The sequence below is a fragment of the Rhodosalinus halophilus genome (assembly GCF_003298775.1).
GTDB classification, from domain to species: Bacteria; Pseudomonadota; Alphaproteobacteria; order Rhodobacterales; family Rhodobacteraceae; genus Rhodosalinus; species Rhodosalinus halophilus.
This window is the reverse complement of sequence record NZ_QNTQ01000002.1, coordinates 51,982-65,709: the sequence shown is the minus strand read 5'-3', so window position 1 is coordinate 65,709 and position 13,728 is coordinate 51,982. Positions and strand designations below refer to the sequence as shown.

Genomic DNA, 13,728 nt, shown 5'->3' with positions numbered 1-13,728 from the left:
AAGGATAGAACATCCGCGACTCCACGCAAGCGCGGCGCACCGCCGCGGCCGGGGTCGCAAATCGGGCTGGCGGCGACTATCTGCCTCCGCTAGGAAGACCGACGAGACAAGGAGGGATTGGCCCGGCATGGCGAAGATCACCTACATCGAGCACAACGGCACCGAACACGTCGTCGAGGTTCCGAACGGCCTGACCGTGATGGAGGGCGCGCGCGACAACAACATTCCCGGAATCGAGGCCGATTGCGGCGGCGCCTGCGCCTGTTCGACCTGCCACGTCTACGTGCATCCCGACTGGGTGGACAAGCTCCCGCCGCGCGAGGACATGGAAGCCGACATGCTCGATTTCGCCTACGAACCCGACCCGGACCGGTCGCGCCTGACCTGCCAGCTCAAGGTCACCGACGCGCTCGACGGGCTCGTCGTCCAGATGCCCGAAAAGCAGATCTGAGGATGCTGCGGGGCGGGCTCTTCCTCGCCGCCCTCGCCTGCCTGGCCGCGCCCGCCGACTCCCGGATCGTCGCGGCGGCCTACGAGGGGCCGACCGCTCGCTACCCGCACGGCGTGCTCGGCGACGCGATCGAGCACGAGACGCTGGTCGTCACGCTGGCCGACGGGCGCCGCCTGTCGGTGACCCATCCGCCTCCGCTCGTCTTCGAGGATACCGCGCCGCGGCTGGCTGATCTCGACGGCGACGGCGCGCCCGAGGTCATCGTCGTCGAGGCGCACGAGCGCCGGGGCGCGCGCCTCGCCGTCTGGGGCCTGCGCGCGGGCCGTCTCGAACAGCGCGCCGCCAGCCCCTTCATCGGCACCCGCTTCCGCTGGCTCGCGCCCGCCGGCGCGGGCGATCTGGACGGCGACGGCTTCGCCGAGATCGCCTGGGTGGACCGGCCGCACCTGGCGAAGACCCTGCGCGTCTGGCGCTATCTGCCGGAAGGCCCGCGCCTGGAACCGGTCGCCGATCTGGCCGGCGTGACCAACCACCGCATCGGCGAGACCGACATCGCCGGCGGCCTGCGCGACTGCGGCGCGGGCCCCGAGATCGTCCTCGCCGACGCCGGTTGGGGCCGCCTGCTGGCGGTCAGGCTCGCGGCCGGCCGCCTCACCGCCCGCGACATCGGCCCGCACGCGGGCCGCCCAGGCTTCGCCGCCGCCCTCGCCTGCGCAGGGCCCTGACACGCCGCCCGGTCCTTCTTCTTGGGCCGAAATATCCCGGGGGGAGTCCGGCGCAGCCGGACGGGGGGCAGCGCCCCCCGTGCCCGCTCTCAGCGCGCGCGGCGCCCGCCCAGCGCGCGCCAGCCAATGTCCGCGCGCCAGACGCCGCCGGGCCAGTCCACGGCGCGCACCATGGCGTAGGCCCGCTCGGCCGCCTCGGCCAGCGTCGCGCCCCGCGCGGTGAGGTTCAGCACGCGCCCGCCGGCCGAGACGAAGCGCCCGCCCGCCCGCGCCGTGCCGGCGTGGAAGCACTGGTGGAAGCTGTCCTCGGGCAGGTCCCCGAGCCCGCCGATCGGCGCGCCCTTCCGATAGGCGCCGGGATAGCCCTCGGCCGCCATCACCACCGTGATCGCGTGGTCGTCGGACCAGTTCACGCGGCAGCCGGCGAGCCGCCCCTCGGCCACCGCATGCATCAGGTCGAGCGCCTGCGCGCCCAGCCGCAGCATCAGCACCTGGGCCTCCGGGTCGCCGAAGCGGACGTTGAACTCCACCAGCTGCGGCGCGCCATCCGCGATCATCAGGCCGGCGTAGAGCACGCCGGAATAGGGCGTGCCCCGCCGGGCCATCTCGGCCACGACAGGGCGGACGATCTCGTCGAGCGCGCGTGCCTCGATCTCCGGCGTCATCACCGGCGCGGGCGAATAGGCGCCCATCCCGCCGGTGTTGGGGCCGGTGTCGCCCTCTCCGATGCGCTTGTGATCCTGCGCCGTGCCGATGGGCAGCACGGTCTCGCCGTCGACCAGCACGAAGAAGCTCGCCTCCTCGCCGGGCAGGAACTCTTCGATCACCACCGCGGCGCCGGCCGTCCCGTGCGCGCCGCCGAACATCGCCGCGACGGCCGCTTCGGCCTCCTCGACGGTCTCCGCGACGACCACGCCCTTGCCGGCGGCGAGCCCGTCGGCCTTGACCACGATCGGCGCGCCCTGCGCGCGGATGTGCGCCCGGGCCGCCTGCGCGTCCGAAAACCGTGCCCAGCCCGCCGTCGGCGCGCCGCAGGCATCGCAGATCTCCTTCGTGAAGGCCTTGGAGGCCTCGAGCCGCGCCGCCTCGGCAGAGGGGCCGAAGACCGCGAAGCCCGCCTCGCGCAGCCGGTCGGCCACCCCGGCGGCGAGCGGCGCCTCGGGGCCCACGATCACGAGGTCCACCGCCTCCTCCTCGCAAAGCGACAGCACGGCCGGCGCGTCGCAGGGATCGAGCGCCGCGCAGGTGGCGATCTCGGCGATGCCCGCGTTGCCCGGCGCGACGATCAGCTTGTCGCACTTGGGGTTCTGCAGCGCCGCCCAGGCCAGCGCATGTTCGCGCCCACCGCCGCCGAGAATGAGGATGTTCATGCCGCCGCGTCCCCTCTGCCGTTCCGGCGCGTCTTAGGCAGCGGTGCGCGTCGAGGCAAGCGAGGGAACGCGACGGCGGGGGTGCGGGTTGATGGGGCGACGCACATCCCACCCCGGAAAGGAGGACGCCCATGGCCAGGCTCGACGGCAAGACGGTCGCCATTCTCGCAACCCACGGTTTCGAGCAGTCGGAGCTCGAACAGCCGCGCGAGGCGCTGGCGCAGGCCGGCGCGACGGTGCATGTCGTCTCGCCCGAGACCGACGACATCACCGGCTGGAAAAAGACCGACTGGGGCACCGCGGTGCCGGTGGATCGGCCCCTCTCGCTCGCCGACCCGGCAGATTACGACGCGGTGGTCCTGCCCGGCGGCCAGATCAACCCCGACATCCTGCGCACCAGGCCCGAGGCGGTGCGCTTCGTGCGCGAGATGTGGCGCGCGGGCAAGCCCGTGGCCGCGATCTGCCACGGCCCCTGGATGCTGGTCGAGGCGGATGTGGTCGCGGGGCGCAGGCTCACCTCCTACCCCTCGATTCGCACCGACGTGGAGAACGCCGGCGGGCAATGGGAGGATGCGGAGGTCGTCGCCGACGAGGGCCTCGTGACGAGCCGCAATCCCGACGATCTGCCCGCCTTCTCGGAGCGGATCATCGAGGAGCTCGCGGAAGGCCGCAGCTACAAGCGCGCCGCCTGAGCGCTCCGGGTCGGGCCGCCGCCCCCGCGCGGCGAGGCCCGCCCGGGCTGACCCTTTTCGAAACGTCACCCGCGCTTTCCCTCGCCCGGCGGATGGGGCATGATCGCGCCATGGCCGATCTGATCGAGGACTCCGGCGCGGCCGGAGGCAATGCGCCCGAATACACCGTCTCGGAGATTTCCGGCGCGGTGAAGCGCGTCGTTGAAGGCGAGTTCCCGCATGTCCGGGTGCGCGGCGAGCTGGGCCGCGTCTCGCGGCCGCGGTCGGGGCATGTCTATCTCGACCTCAAGGACGAACGCGCCGTGCTCTCGGGCGTGATCTGGAAGGGCACGGCCGCGCGCCTTCAGACCCAGCCCGAAGAGGGGCTCGAGGTCGTGGCGACGGGCCGGCTGACCACCTTTCCGGGGCAGTCCCGCTATCAGCTCATCATCGAGGATCTGAGACCCGCGGGGCAGGGCGCCCTGATGGCGCTGCTGGAGCAGCGCAAGAAGGCGCTGGCGGCGGAGGGACTCTTCGACGCGGCGCGCAAGCGGCCGCTGCCCTATCTGCCCGAGGTGATCGGCGTCGTGACCTCGCCCTCCGGCGCGGTGATCCGCGACATCCTGCACCGCCTGCGCGACCGTTTCCCGCGCCGCGTCCTGATCTGGCCGGTCGCGGTGCAGGGCGAGCGCTGCGCCCCCGAGGTCGCCAACGCCATCCGCGGGTTCAACGCCTTGCCCAGGGGCGGCGCGATTCCGCGCCCGGATCTGCTGATCGTCGCGCGCGGCGGCGGTTCGATCGAGGATCTCTGGGGCTTCAACGAGGAGATCGTCGCCCGCGCCGCGGCCGAGAGCGCGATCCCGCTGGTCTCGGCGGTGGGGCACGAAACCGACACGACGCTGATCGACTTCGTCGCCGACCGGCGCGCGCCCACGCCCACGGCCGCGGCCGAGCTGGCCGTGCCGGTCCGACTCGACCTGCTGTCCTGGCTCGATGGACAGGGCGGGCGGCTCACCCATGCCGTCTCGGCCGCTATGGCGCGGCGCGGCGAGCGGCTGCGCGATCTGGCGCGCGGGCTGCCGCGGCCCGAGACCCTCGTGGAATGGCCGCGCCAGCGGCTCGATTCGCTGGCCGACCGGCTGCCCGCCGCGCTCCGCGCCGGCGTGCAAGCGCGGCGCGTGGCGCTGTCGGAGGCGGGGGGCAGCCTGCGGCCCGGTCTGCTCGCACGCGCGCTGGCGGGCGAGCGGCGGCGGCTCGAGACCTGCGGTCCGCGCCTCGCCCCGGCGCTTTCGCGGCGGGTGGAGGCCGGGCGCGAGGCGCTCGCCCGCCGCGCCGACCGGCTGACCCTGCGCCCGATCGAGAGCGAGATCGCCCGCGGCAGGCAGCGGCTGGCCGAGCAGGGCGGGCGGCTCGACACGGCCTTCGCCCGCCAGGTCGAGGCGCAGCGCCGCCGGCTCGAGAGCGCCGATCGCCTGCGCGAGACGCTGGGCTACACCGCGACGCTCAAGCGCGGCTACGCCGTGGTGCGCGGCGACGGCGTGGTCGTCACGCGCAAGGCAGAGGCGGCGCAGGCGCGCGCGCTGGAGATCGAGTTCGCCGACGGGCGGCTCGCGGTGGGCGGCCGGCCGCGCAAGCCCGGCGACGGCGCCCCCCCGCCGGAGCAGGGCACGCTCTTCTGAGCCGCTCCTCGGGGCCCTTGCGGGCCCTCGTCGCTGGCACCGGCGCGCCGCGGCTGGGGCCCTCCATTACGCGAGGAGCCCCGGCAGGGGCGACGAGCGCCCCTCAGCGCCGCAGAAGCGCGAGCGGCGCGTCGTTCGCCATCAGCCGCAGCGCGCCCGTCGCATCGACGTCCCAGGCGTCCATCGCCTCCAGCACGCCGAAGAACATGCGCTCCTGCCGCATCACGGCCTCGGGGCAGGCCATCATGGTCGCCGCCACCGGCCCGATGCGCGCAGCTTCGCCGGTCAGCGCCATGCGTCCCGTGAAGCGGTTGCAGCCGCCCGAGCCGGTGATCGCGCCGTCGCGGGCGAAGACGATGTAGCTGCGCGCGTTGTCGATCACGCCGGACTCGCCCATGTCCTCGACGACCCACTCGCCACCCGACAGCAACGCCATCGGATCGCCGCCGCAGCCCTCGAGCGTCGCACCGTCGAGCGTCACGCGCACGCGCTCGGGATGCGGCCGGCCGGTCGCGGAATCGCGGCAGATCGCCGGCACGACACGCAGATCCATCGCCTCGGCCGCATAGGTGAAGCCGCCTTCCTCGATCGCCGCGTCGGGCAGCGCCGCCTGCACCGGCGCCTCGCCGCGCCGGTCGAGCAGCATCTGCGCGCCCGAGACCTCCAGCGTCCAGCCCGGCGCGTGCCCCGTGGCGGTCCAGGCCGGCGCGCCCACGGGCGGCACGACCACGCATTCGGGCAGCGTGTCGCCGTCGATCTCGACCATCGCGGTCGCGCCCTTCGTCCAGACCATCGCGGAGCGCTCCGCAGCCTCGTAGCGCGCGCCCGAGGCCGCAGGCACCTGCGCCAGCTCGATCCCCCCCTGCCGCGTGTCCAGCAGCGCCCGCGCGCCGTCGAAGGCCAGGCGGATGCGCCTGTCGCCGCAGAGCATCGTGGTGTCGAAGCCCACGGGGCGGTAGCGGAACAGCTTGATCTCGCCCAGATCGGCCACCCCTGCCGCGGGCGTGACCGGCACCGGCAGGGCGGCCCATTCGGTGCGCCCGCCATGCAGGATCGCCGCGTGGACTTCCGCCGCCTCGCCGCGGGGCAGCTCGAAGGAGAAGGCGAGCGGCACCTGCGCGCCCTCGGTGGGCCGGCGGAAAAGCGCGAGGCTCTCGCCGTTCACCGCGACCGCCTCGAGGACCATTTCCGCCGAGGGCGGCAGCGCGATGCGCGCCAGATAGGTCAGGCTGCCCTCGACGGTGCGACTCTCCTGCGCAGCGGCAGGCAAGGCGCCCGCGCTCAGCGCGAGTGCCGCCAGCGCGGCACGGAACGGGACCATGATCGTGAACCTCCCTGATGGAACTGGAAACCGAATCCCGTAAACTGTCTGGACGAGGGCATCATACGCCGACTTCGGGTCCGAGGCACTGCATCGGTTCCTCGCCCTCCGCCGCCTCGTAGAGCGGCACGCTGCTTTCGTCCTCGAAGATCGCGGTCAGCCCCTCGGGGCCGCGGAAGAAGCGCCAGCACTGCGGGCCGATATCGTCCTCGTATTCGAAGCAGATCATCCCGCGGGCGTCCTCGTACCAGTAGCCGTCGATGCAGCGCCCGTCGAGAAAGGACCAGGTCACCTCGCGGTTCTCGCGGTATTCCTCGACCCCGTAGGGCTGACCGTTCTGCCCGTAGTAGAGCGTCTTGCCGCGTGTGTAGGCGTCGAACTCCTCGGCGGTGAGCTGCTCGAGCGCGGCGAGCGGCGTGGACACGAGGGCGAGGGCTGCGGCGAGGAAAAGGCGTCTCATGCCCGGCACCTTGCCAGAGGCGCGGGCCCGGGTTAAGCGGTTTCCGCCGCGCTGCGGCGCCCCGGCGCGTCGCCGCCCCGAGGCGCCCGCCCCATCACCCGCGCCACGCGACGATCCATGAGCGCGCGCCAGGCCGGCGGCCAGAGCGCGATGGTCGCCATCACAGGCAGGCTCTGGGGCAGCACCGGCATGCCCGCGTCGAGCGCGAGCTCCGGCCAGGGCCGGCCGGGGTGCGCGTGATGGTCGGAATGGCGCGGAGCGTTGAGCATCATCGCCGCCGATTGCCGGTGCGGCGCGTTCCAGGCGTGCTGCGGGCCGGCCGGCTCCGCCCGCCCGTCCGCGCCCGCCCGCCGGCGCAGGCCGTAGTGCTGCACGTAGTCGGAGAGCAGGAGCTGCGCCTGCGCATAGGCGGCGAGGCCCGCCAGGGCGGCGAGCCCGCCCGGCCCGGCGATCAGCGCCGCGAGCGCCGCCGCAGCCGCGCCCCCCGCCAGCCACACGGCATAGGGGTGCAGTCCGCGCGGGCCGGTCCGGCGGGCGCGCATCGCTTCCTCCGCGCGCCATCCCTCGCGGAAGCTGCCCCACCAGGCGCGGGGCAGGAAGGCCCAGTAGCTCATGCCGAAGGGCGCCGAGTTCGGGTCGCGCGCGGTGGCGACATGGACGTGATGCACCAGCCTGTGGGCCGAGACGTGATGCCCGAAGAGCAGCGAGACGTAGATCGTCGCGCCCAGCCGGCGGAGCGGCCGCGCGGCGGCGTGAATCAGCTCGTGCGCGACCGAGTTCGACACCTGCCCGAAGAACACTCCGAAGCCGAAGAAGGCCACGCCGCGTTCGAGCGCGGACAGCCCGCTCGGGCCGCCGATGCCCCAAACGGCGAGCGGCCACAGCGCAAGATGCACGAGCCCGAGCGTGACGGTCAGCCAGCGCCCGTGGCCCCCGCCCGCCGGGGCGGACTGGCCGCTGATACGGTCGAGGGCGAAGGTCAGCACCGTCATCCAGAGCAGGGCGAGTGCCCCCCACATGCCGCCGGCCAGCACGGCGAGGGCGAGCATCAGGGCGGGCGCGAGGGTGGCGAGGGCGAAACGGACCATGGGCGAACTCGTCGAACAGGCGACTCGCTAGCACGGAATTGCGGAAACATCAGGGCGGGGCGTGCCCTTCCATCCCGGCACGGCAGGGTTTACCTGAGACGAAACCGTCGGAGATCCGTCATGGCGTTCTTTTCCAAGCTGAAGGACCGGCTTTTCAAGTCCTCCTCGAAGCTCGACGAGGGGCTCGAGGCCATCGTCGAGGACGGCGGCGCCGTCGAGCCCGGCGAGCCCGAGCGCGAGCCGGAGCATCCCCAGGAGCCGGAGCCGCAACCCGAGCCCGAGCCGCAGCCCGTACCCCGGCGCGAACCGGAGCCCGAGCGCGAGCCTGAGCCAGCGCCGGTCCCCGAACCCGAACCCGAGCGGGAGCCCGAGCAGCCGCCGGAGGTGCCGGAGCCGGGGCCGCAGCAGCCGCCCGAGCAGCCGCAGCCGACGGATCCCGAACCCGTCACGCCACCGCCGGGACGGCCGCAGCCTTCGGACCCGGCGCCGGGCCCGCAGCCCGTCGAGATCCCGGGCGACGCGCCCGACGAACTGCCGCCGCAGGAGAGCCGTGGCATGCTGGGCCGTCTCTTCGGCCGGCGCGAGGCGAAGCCCGTCATGCGGCGCACGCTCGACGATGACATGCTCGAAAGCCTCGAAGAGCTGCTGATCGCCGCCGACATGGGGGTGGACACGGCGCTTCGGGTCACCTCGAACATGGCCGAGGGGCGGCTGGGCCGGAAGCTCTCGGTGGAGGAGATCAAGCGCCTGCTCGCGGCCGAGATCGCGCGCGTGCTCGAGCCGGTGGCCAGGCCTCTGCCGCTCTATCCGAAGCGGCCGCAGGTCGTGCTGGTGGTGGGCGTCAACGGCTCGGGCAAGACCACGACCATCGGCAAGCTCGCCAGCCAGTTCCGCGCGGCCGGCAAGAAGGTGGTGATCGCCGCCGGCGACACCTTTCGCGCCGCGGCGGTCGAGCAGCTTCAGGTCTGGGGCGAGCGCGCGGGCGTGCCGGTGCTGACCGCGCCCGAGGGCTCGGACCCGGCGAGCCTCGCCTTCGACGCGATGACGAAGGCGCAGGCCGAGGGGGCGGACCTGCTGCTGATCGACACGGCGGGCCGCCTGCAGAACCGGCAGGATCTGATGGAAGAGCTTGCCAAGATCGTCCGCGTGATCCGCAAGAAGGATCCGGAGGCGCCGCACAACACGCTTCTGGTGCTCGACGCGACGACGGGGCAGAACGCGCTCACGCAGGTCGAGGTGTTCCGGAAGATCGCCGATGTCTCCGGGCTTGTGATGACCAAGCTCGACGGCACCGCCAAGGGCGGCGTGCTGGTGGCGCTGGCCGACCGCTTCGGCCTGCCCATTCACGCCATCGGCGTGGGCGAGCAGATCGACGACCTCGCCCCCTTCGACCCCGAGGAGTTCGCGGCGGCGCTCACGGGCCTCGAGCGCGCTGCATGACCCCGAGGCCCCGCGGGCGTGCCCGCCGCGCTGCGCGGCGCGTGTGGGCTCCGCGCAACCATCAGGGCCCATCGAAGCCGGCGCGTCTCAGCCGGATGGGTCATCCTCGCGCTCGTCCGGGTCGTGCGGACGCGTCACCGGCGGCGGGATCAGCCGCAGCAGCCAGAGCACGACGAGCGCGCCCAGCGTCGCCATGGCGGCGAGGCCGAGGCTGCCCGCGCCGCAGGCCAGCCCGATCGCCCCGGCCAGCCACATGCCGCCCCCGGTCGTCAGCCCCCGCACCCGATCGCCGCGCAGGATGATCATGCCCGCGGCAAGGAAGGCCACGCCGGCCGTGACCGCCTCGACAAGGCGGATGGGATCGAAGCGCAGGTTCTCCTCCGCCATGCCGTCCAGCGTCATCAGGTCGAAGGCCACCAGCGTGAAGAGGCAGGCGGCGAGCGAGATCATCATGTGGGTGCGCAGGCCCGCCGCCTTGTCGTGGTATTCGCGCTCCCATCCCATCAGCCCGCCGAAGAGCAGTGCCGCGCCCATGCGCAGCGCCGCCTCGGCGAAGGACAGCGTCCCCGGCGAGGCGAGCGTGCCGCGGCTTTCGGTCAGCACGCGCGAGAGATCGGCGAACGTCTCCTGCATGGCCCCAGCCTTGCCCAGCGCCGCGCCGCTGGCAAGCAGGCCGCGCGCATGAGCGCCTGGCTCGTCAGCCTCGAAGGCACGCCGGAGGGAGAGACGCTCGCCGCCGCGCTCGCGCTTTTCGCGGCCTTCCTGCACGCGGTCTTCGGCGCGCTGCAGAAGGGGCGGCACGATCCCTGGCTCAGCCGCGGCGCGATCGACGCCTCCTACGCCGCGATGGCCGCGCCCTTCGCGCTTTTCGTCGTGCCCTGGCCGGAGCCGCACATGTGGCCGATCTTCGCCGGCGCGATGCTCATTCACCTAGGCTACAAGATTCTGCAGGGGCTCGCCTACACCAAGGGCGCCTACACCGTGGTCTACCCGGTGGTGCGCGGCACCGGGCCGCTCTTCGCCGTCATCGGTGCGCTGGTGATCTTCGGCGAGGCGTTCAGCCCGGCGCAATGGCTGGGCCTTGCGGTGCTGCTGACCGGCATCTTCGGGCTTGCCGCCTACAACCTCGCCTTCTGGCCCACCGCGCGCGAGACGCTGCCCGCCGCTCTCGGCCTCGCCTTCGCGACGGGCCTCTTCGTCGCGCTCTACACGACGTGGGACGCCTATGGCATCCGGGCGACGGCCGATCCCTTCACCTTTCTCGCCTGGTTCTTCTTTCTCGACGGGATCATGATCCCGGGCTTCGTCTATCTCTACTGGCGGCGGATGCCCGACCGGCCACCGGCCGCCGGTCTCATGCTGCGGGGCGTGATCGGCGCGCTCGTGGCCTTCGGCAGCTTCGGCTCGGTGATGCTGGCCACGCGGCTCGACGAGGTGGGCGAGGCCGCCGTGCTGCGCGAGACATCGACCGTCTTCGCCGCATTGATCGGCTGGCTCGCGCTGAAGGAGACGGTCGGCCCGCGGCGGATCGTGCTGATGGCCTTGATCGCGGCGGGGGCCGTGATAGTGGAAGCCAATGGCTGAGAACCGCTCCACCGACCCGAAACCGATCTCGCCCTGGCTCAAGCAGACGCTGGAGCTGGGACCGCCGCTGCTGTTCTTCGTGATCTACCTGCGGCTCAGGGACGAGGTCTTCACCTTCGGCGGCGCGGAGTATTCCGGCTTCATCGTCGCCACCGTGGCCTTCGTGCCCATCCTGCTGGCGGCCATGGGCGCGCTGTGGTGGCTGACGGGGAAGCTGTCGCGCATGCAGGTCTTCACCGCGCTGATGGTGGTGGTCTTCGGCGCGCTCACCGCCTGGTTCAACGACGAGCGCTTCTTCAAGATGAAGACGACGATCGTCTACGGCTTCTTCGCCGCGCTTCTGGGGCTGGGGCTCCTGCTCGGGCGCAGCCTGCTGGCCTACGTGCTCTCGGAGGCGCTGCCGATGACGCAGGAGGGCTGGATGATCCTCACCCGGCGGCTGACGGGCATGTTCGCGGCGCTCGCCGCGGGCAACGAGGTGGTCTGGCGGACCATGTCCACGGACACATGGGTGAAGATCGAGACCTTCGGCTTTCCGCTGCTGCTCTTCGCCTTCCTCTGGTGGCAGATCGTGGCGCTGCAGCACCATATCGAGGACGAGGGCAAGGGCTAGCGGGGGCGCTCATCGGCCCTCGCGGGCCTCTTCGCGAGGACGCCCGCGAGGGCGGACGCGCAGGGCGCGATCAGCTGCGCACCGCCTTCTCGAGATGGCCGAAGGCGCCGTGGGCCTTCGCCTGCTCCACCATCCAGTCGACGTCGATGATGCCGGCGGGCGAGCCGTCCTCGTCGAGCCCGGCCAGCGCGCCGTTGGTGAAGCCCAGCATGATGCAGCCGTCGGGATCGCTCTTGGGCGTGTGCGAGATGCCGCCGGCCTCGACGAAGTAGTCGCCCGCGCGCACGCCGCCCTTGTCGTAGGAGAACCCGCCCTGAAGGATGTAGGCGTTGGCCGCGCCGATGTGCTTGTGCGTCACCTCAGGCGCGTCCGGGTCCACCTTGAGCAGGAACACGAACCACGAGTGGTTGCGGTTGTAGTCCAGCAGCTTGAACCAGGTGCCCGGCAGCGCCCAGGGCACCCAGTCGATCTGCTCGGCCCGGACCACGAGGCTGCCGTCCTCCCACACCTCGTGGTCCTGCCGGTCGGGATAGGTCTGTTCGTCGCGCATCTGTCATCCTCCTCCCTGTGTCGGACGGCAGGGAGTGTCGCCCCGCGCCCGCCGCCGGTCAACGGCGGTCGGGACCGGGGCCGGCGTGCGCGGCGGCGTCAGCCCTTCTGTCCGAAGAGAATCTTCTGCGCCTCGCGGTCGGTGGCGCCGTCGCCGCGCTGGTCCTTCGCCACGGCGCGGCCGGTCTGCACCGCCGGCCGCGCGGCGACGAGATCGAGCCAGCGCTTCATGTTGGGCTTGTCCTCCAGCGTCTGCTCCTGGCCCTCCCAGAGCGAGGCCCAGGGCCAGATCGCCATGTCGGCGATGGAGTAGAAGTCGCCGGCGACGTATTCGTTCTGGCCGAGCTGCGTGTCGAGCACGCGATACAGGCGCCCGGTCTCGTTGCGGTAGCGGTCCTTGGCGTAGGGCAGATCCTGCGGCGGGTCCATGGTGGGGGCATATTTGATGAAGTGGTGCGCCTGCCCGGCCATCGGGCCGAGGCCGCCCATCTGCCACATCAGCCACTGCTCGACCGCGACGCGCTCGCGCTCGCTCTCGCCGTAGAAGAGACCGGTCTTGCGGGCGAGATACTGCAGGATCGCGCCGGATTCGAAGACCGAGATGGGTGCGCCGTCGGGGCCGTCCGGGTCCACGATCGCCGGCATCCGGTTGTTGGGCGCGATCTTCAGGAAGTCGGGGTCGAACTGCTCGCCCTTGCCGATGTTCACGAGATGCAGGGCGTAGGGCAGCCCCATCTCCTCGAGGGCGATGGTGATCTTCCAGCCGTTCGGCGTGGGCCAGTAGTACAGGTCTATGGGCGTGGTCATGGCGCCTCCTTTCACGTCGCGCGTCAGGATGGCGCATTCGCGGCGGATGGCAAGGCCGGGGCCCTGGGGCGCGCCGCCTGGGCGGGGCGCGCGAGCGCGGCGGCGAGCGGCGCGAGGGGCGTGCGCGCGGGCTCGCGGAGCAGCGCCCGGTAGAAGGCGAAGACGCCGGGGCGCAGATAGGCCGACCAGTGGCAGATGCGCCGCTCGGGCGGGGCGATCGCGAAGCCGCGCGCGGCCAGCGCGGCGAGCGTGCGCGCGTCGTCGAGGCGCAGCGTCAGCCGCCGGGGCCCGGCCCCGAGGCCGCGGCCGAGCGTGACGTCTCCGCGCCTCGGCGGGGCGACGAGACCCTCGATCATCAGGTCGAACGGCAGGTTCTCGCGGCTGGCCACGTTGACGAGTTCGGCGCCGCGCCCACCCGGTGCGTCGAGCGCGGCTTCGGCCGCGCCGGCGTAGTCCGCGCCGGCGAGCAGGATCACCCGGCCGAAGGCGCCCTCGGGCGCGCGCCGCATGGCGGCGAGCGCGACGCGCGCGCCCAGCGAATGCGCGACGACATGCACGGGCCGGCCGGGCGCGGCGGCGGCGAGCAACTCGACCGTCCCGGCGAGCGCCGCGCCGGCGGCCTCGGCCCGGCGCCAAGCCTCCCAGATCGTCCCGCGGGCGTGCCAGCCGAAGGCGATCGCCAACCCTTCTGCCGGCCCGGTGCCGGTGAAGCCCAGCGCGCGGGGCCAGCTCAGCGCCTTCCAGCAGTCGTCGCGCGCCTCGAGGCCCAGGATGTGCCGGTGCGGGCAGCGGTCGGGATGGCCGGGCACGAACTTGTAGCCGTGGATCATCGCCACGATTGGGCCGTCGGTGCCGTGCAGGGCTTCGGCGAGGAAGGGACCGGGCGCCTCGCCCAGCCCGTGCAGATGCGTCCTGTCGCCCAGGACATCGAGTCGGACTAGCGTCATCGGTCCCGCCTCCTACCAGATGT

The 13,728-nt window shown here is 72.7% G+C and carries 15 protein-coding genes; 7 read left to right on the top strand and 8 right to left on the bottom strand.

Going from position 1 to position 13,728, the window contains the following annotated elements:
- Positions 1 to 127: 127 nt before the first annotated feature.
- Together DRV85_RS02415 and DRV85_RS02410 are read left to right on the top strand one after the other, a co-directional pair.
- Positions 128 to 451 (top strand): 2Fe-2S iron-sulfur cluster-binding protein, encoded by a 324-nt coding sequence (locus DRV85_RS02415; RefSeq protein ID WP_113287846.1) that lies wholly within the window; start codon positions 128 to 130, stop codon positions 449 to 451.
- Between the two features lie 2 nt (positions 452 to 453).
- A complete protein-coding gene (locus DRV85_RS02410) occupies positions 454 to 1,176 on the top strand; it encodes an FG-GAP repeat domain-containing protein (protein WP_113287845.1) in 723 nt (240 codons plus the stop codon).
- A gap of 89 nt (positions 1,177 to 1,265) precedes the next feature.
- Here DRV85_RS02410 and purD read toward each other — a convergent pair whose 3' ends face one another.
- Positions 1,266 to 2,546: a phosphoribosylamine--glycine ligase gene (gene purD / locus DRV85_RS02405; RefSeq protein WP_113287844.1), complete on the bottom strand. Its 1,281-nt coding sequence runs from the start codon at positions 2,544 to 2,546 to the stop codon at positions 1,266 to 1,268.
- A gap of 131 nt (positions 2,547 to 2,677) precedes the next feature.
- Between purD and DRV85_RS02400 the strand changes: the two genes are divergently transcribed.
- Positions 2,678 to 3,238, top strand: coding sequence for a type 1 glutamine amidotransferase domain-containing protein (locus DRV85_RS02400; protein WP_113287843.1), 561 nt, complete (start codon positions 2,678 to 2,680; stop codon positions 3,236 to 3,238).
- A 110-nt stretch (positions 3,239 to 3,348) separates the two neighbouring features.
- Positions 3,349 to 4,896: an exodeoxyribonuclease VII large subunit gene (gene xseA / locus DRV85_RS02395; protein ID WP_113287842.1), complete on the top strand. Its 1,548-nt coding sequence runs from the start codon at positions 3,349 to 3,351 to the stop codon at positions 4,894 to 4,896.
- 103 nt (positions 4,897 to 4,999) lie between these two features.
- On the opposite strand, the gene DRV85_RS02390 is transcribed toward xseA, so the two are convergent.
- The 3 genes from DRV85_RS02390 to DRV85_RS02380 form a co-directional block, all read right to left on the bottom strand.
- Complete coding sequence (locus DRV85_RS02390) at positions 5,000 to 6,217, bottom strand: META domain-containing protein (RefSeq protein ID WP_113287841.1); 1,218 nt, start codon at positions 6,215 to 6,217, stop codon at positions 5,000 to 5,002.
- Between the two features lie 61 nt (positions 6,218 to 6,278).
- Positions 6,279 to 6,677 carry a hypothetical protein gene (locus DRV85_RS02385; RefSeq protein WP_113287840.1) on the bottom strand — a complete coding sequence of 133 codons (399 nt, stop codon included), beginning with the start codon at positions 6,675 to 6,677 and terminating at the stop codon, positions 6,279 to 6,281.
- Positions 6,678 to 6,709: 32 nt separating this feature from the next.
- Positions 6,710 to 7,765, bottom strand: coding sequence for an alkane 1-monooxygenase (locus DRV85_RS02380; RefSeq protein ID WP_113287839.1), 1,056 nt, complete (start codon positions 7,763 to 7,765; stop codon positions 6,710 to 6,712).
- A 120-nt stretch (positions 7,766 to 7,885) separates the two neighbouring features.
- On the opposite strand from DRV85_RS02380, the gene ftsY reads away from it, so the two are divergent.
- On the top strand, positions 7,886 to 9,205 hold the full coding sequence (ftsY, locus tag DRV85_RS02375) for a signal recognition particle-docking protein FtsY (RefSeq protein ID WP_113287838.1): 1,320 nt from the start codon (positions 7,886 to 7,888) through the stop codon (positions 9,203 to 9,205).
- A gap of 87 nt (positions 9,206 to 9,292) precedes the next feature.
- Here ftsY and DRV85_RS02370 read toward each other — a convergent pair whose 3' ends face one another.
- The gene (locus tag DRV85_RS02370; protein ID WP_113287837.1) at positions 9,293 to 9,838 is read right to left on the bottom strand and encodes an MgtC/SapB family protein; all 546 of its coding nucleotides are present in this window, start codon (positions 9,836 to 9,838) and stop codon (positions 9,293 to 9,295) included.
- Between the two features lie 48 nt (positions 9,839 to 9,886).
- Here DRV85_RS02370 and DRV85_RS02365 point away from each other — a divergent pair, with 48 nt between their 5' ends.
- Positions 9,887 to 10,789 (top strand): EamA family transporter, encoded by a 903-nt coding sequence (locus DRV85_RS02365; protein ID WP_113287836.1) that lies wholly within the window; start codon positions 9,887 to 9,889, stop codon positions 10,787 to 10,789.
- A complete protein-coding gene (locus DRV85_RS02360) occupies positions 10,782 to 11,402 on the top strand; it encodes an inner membrane-spanning protein YciB (RefSeq protein WP_113287835.1) in 621 nt (206 codons plus the stop codon). Before DRV85_RS02365 ends, DRV85_RS02360 begins: the two co-directional genes overlap by 8 nt.
- 70 nt (positions 11,403 to 11,472) lie before the next feature.
- Here the strand turns inward: DRV85_RS02360 and DRV85_RS02355 are convergent, their stop codons facing one another.
- The 3 genes from DRV85_RS02355 to DRV85_RS19340 all read right to left on the bottom strand — a co-directional run bounded on the left by DRV85_RS02355 (position 11,473) and on the right by DRV85_RS19340 (position 13,705).
- Positions 11,473 to 11,952 carry a cupin domain-containing protein gene (locus DRV85_RS02355; protein WP_113287834.1) on the bottom strand — a complete coding sequence of 160 codons (480 nt, stop codon included), beginning with the start codon at positions 11,950 to 11,952 and terminating at the stop codon, positions 11,473 to 11,475.
- A 98-nt stretch (positions 11,953 to 12,050) separates the two neighbouring features.
- On the bottom strand, positions 12,051 to 12,758 hold the full coding sequence (locus DRV85_RS02350; RefSeq protein WP_113287833.1) for a glutathione S-transferase N-terminal domain-containing protein: 708 nt from the start codon (positions 12,756 to 12,758) through the stop codon (positions 12,051 to 12,053).
- Between the two features lie 23 nt (positions 12,759 to 12,781).
- Entirely contained in the window at positions 12,782 to 13,705 is a 924-nt protein-coding gene (locus tag DRV85_RS19340; protein WP_199525775.1) for an alpha/beta fold hydrolase, read from the bottom strand.
- Between the last annotated feature and the right edge of the window lie 23 nt (positions 13,706 to 13,728).

Bases quoted from the DNA above. Each gene is read 5' to 3' on its own strand.
- DRV85_RS02415 (WP_113287846.1), top strand. From the start codon at position 128: ATGGCGAAGATCACCTACATCGAGCACAACGGCACCGAACACGTCGTC.
- DRV85_RS02410 (WP_113287845.1), top strand. From the start codon at position 454: ATGCTGCGGGGCGGGCTCTTCCTCGCCGCCCTCGCCTGCCTGGCCGCG.
- purD (WP_113287844.1), bottom strand. From the start codon at position 2,546: ATGAACATCCTCATTCTCGGCGGCGGTGGGCGCGAACATGCGCTGGCC.
- DRV85_RS02400 (WP_113287843.1), top strand. From the start codon at position 2,678: ATGGCCAGGCTCGACGGCAAGACGGTCGCCATTCTCGCAACCCACGGT.
- xseA (WP_113287842.1), top strand. From the start codon at position 3,349: ATGGCCGATCTGATCGAGGACTCCGGCGCGGCCGGAGGCAATGCGCCC.
- DRV85_RS02390 (WP_113287841.1), bottom strand. From the start codon at position 6,217: ATGGTCCCGTTCCGTGCCGCGCTGGCGGCACTCGCGCTGAGCGCGGGC.
- DRV85_RS02385 (WP_113287840.1), bottom strand. From the start codon at position 6,677: ATGAGACGCCTTTTCCTCGCCGCAGCCCTCGCCCTCGTGTCCACGCCG.
- DRV85_RS02380 (WP_113287839.1), bottom strand. From the start codon at position 7,765: ATGGTCCGTTTCGCCCTCGCCACCCTCGCGCCCGCCCTGATGCTCGCC.
- ftsY (WP_113287838.1), top strand. From the start codon at position 7,886: ATGGCGTTCTTTTCCAAGCTGAAGGACCGGCTTTTCAAGTCCTCCTCG.
- DRV85_RS02370 (WP_113287837.1), bottom strand. From the start codon at position 9,838: ATGCAGGAGACGTTCGCCGATCTCTCGCGCGTGCTGACCGAAAGCCGC.
- DRV85_RS02365 (WP_113287836.1), top strand. From the start codon at position 9,887: ATGAGCGCCTGGCTCGTCAGCCTCGAAGGCACGCCGGAGGGAGAGACG.
- DRV85_RS02360 (WP_113287835.1), top strand. From the start codon at position 10,782: ATGGCTGAGAACCGCTCCACCGACCCGAAACCGATCTCGCCCTGGCTC.
- DRV85_RS02355 (WP_113287834.1), bottom strand. From the start codon at position 11,952: ATGCGCGACGAACAGACCTATCCCGACCGGCAGGACCACGAGGTGTGG.
- DRV85_RS02350 (WP_113287833.1), bottom strand. From the start codon at position 12,758: ATGACCACGCCCATAGACCTGTACTACTGGCCCACGCCGAACGGCTGG.
- DRV85_RS19340 (WP_199525775.1), bottom strand. From the start codon at position 13,705: ATGACGCTAGTCCGACTCGATGTCCTGGGCGACAGGACGCATCTGCAC.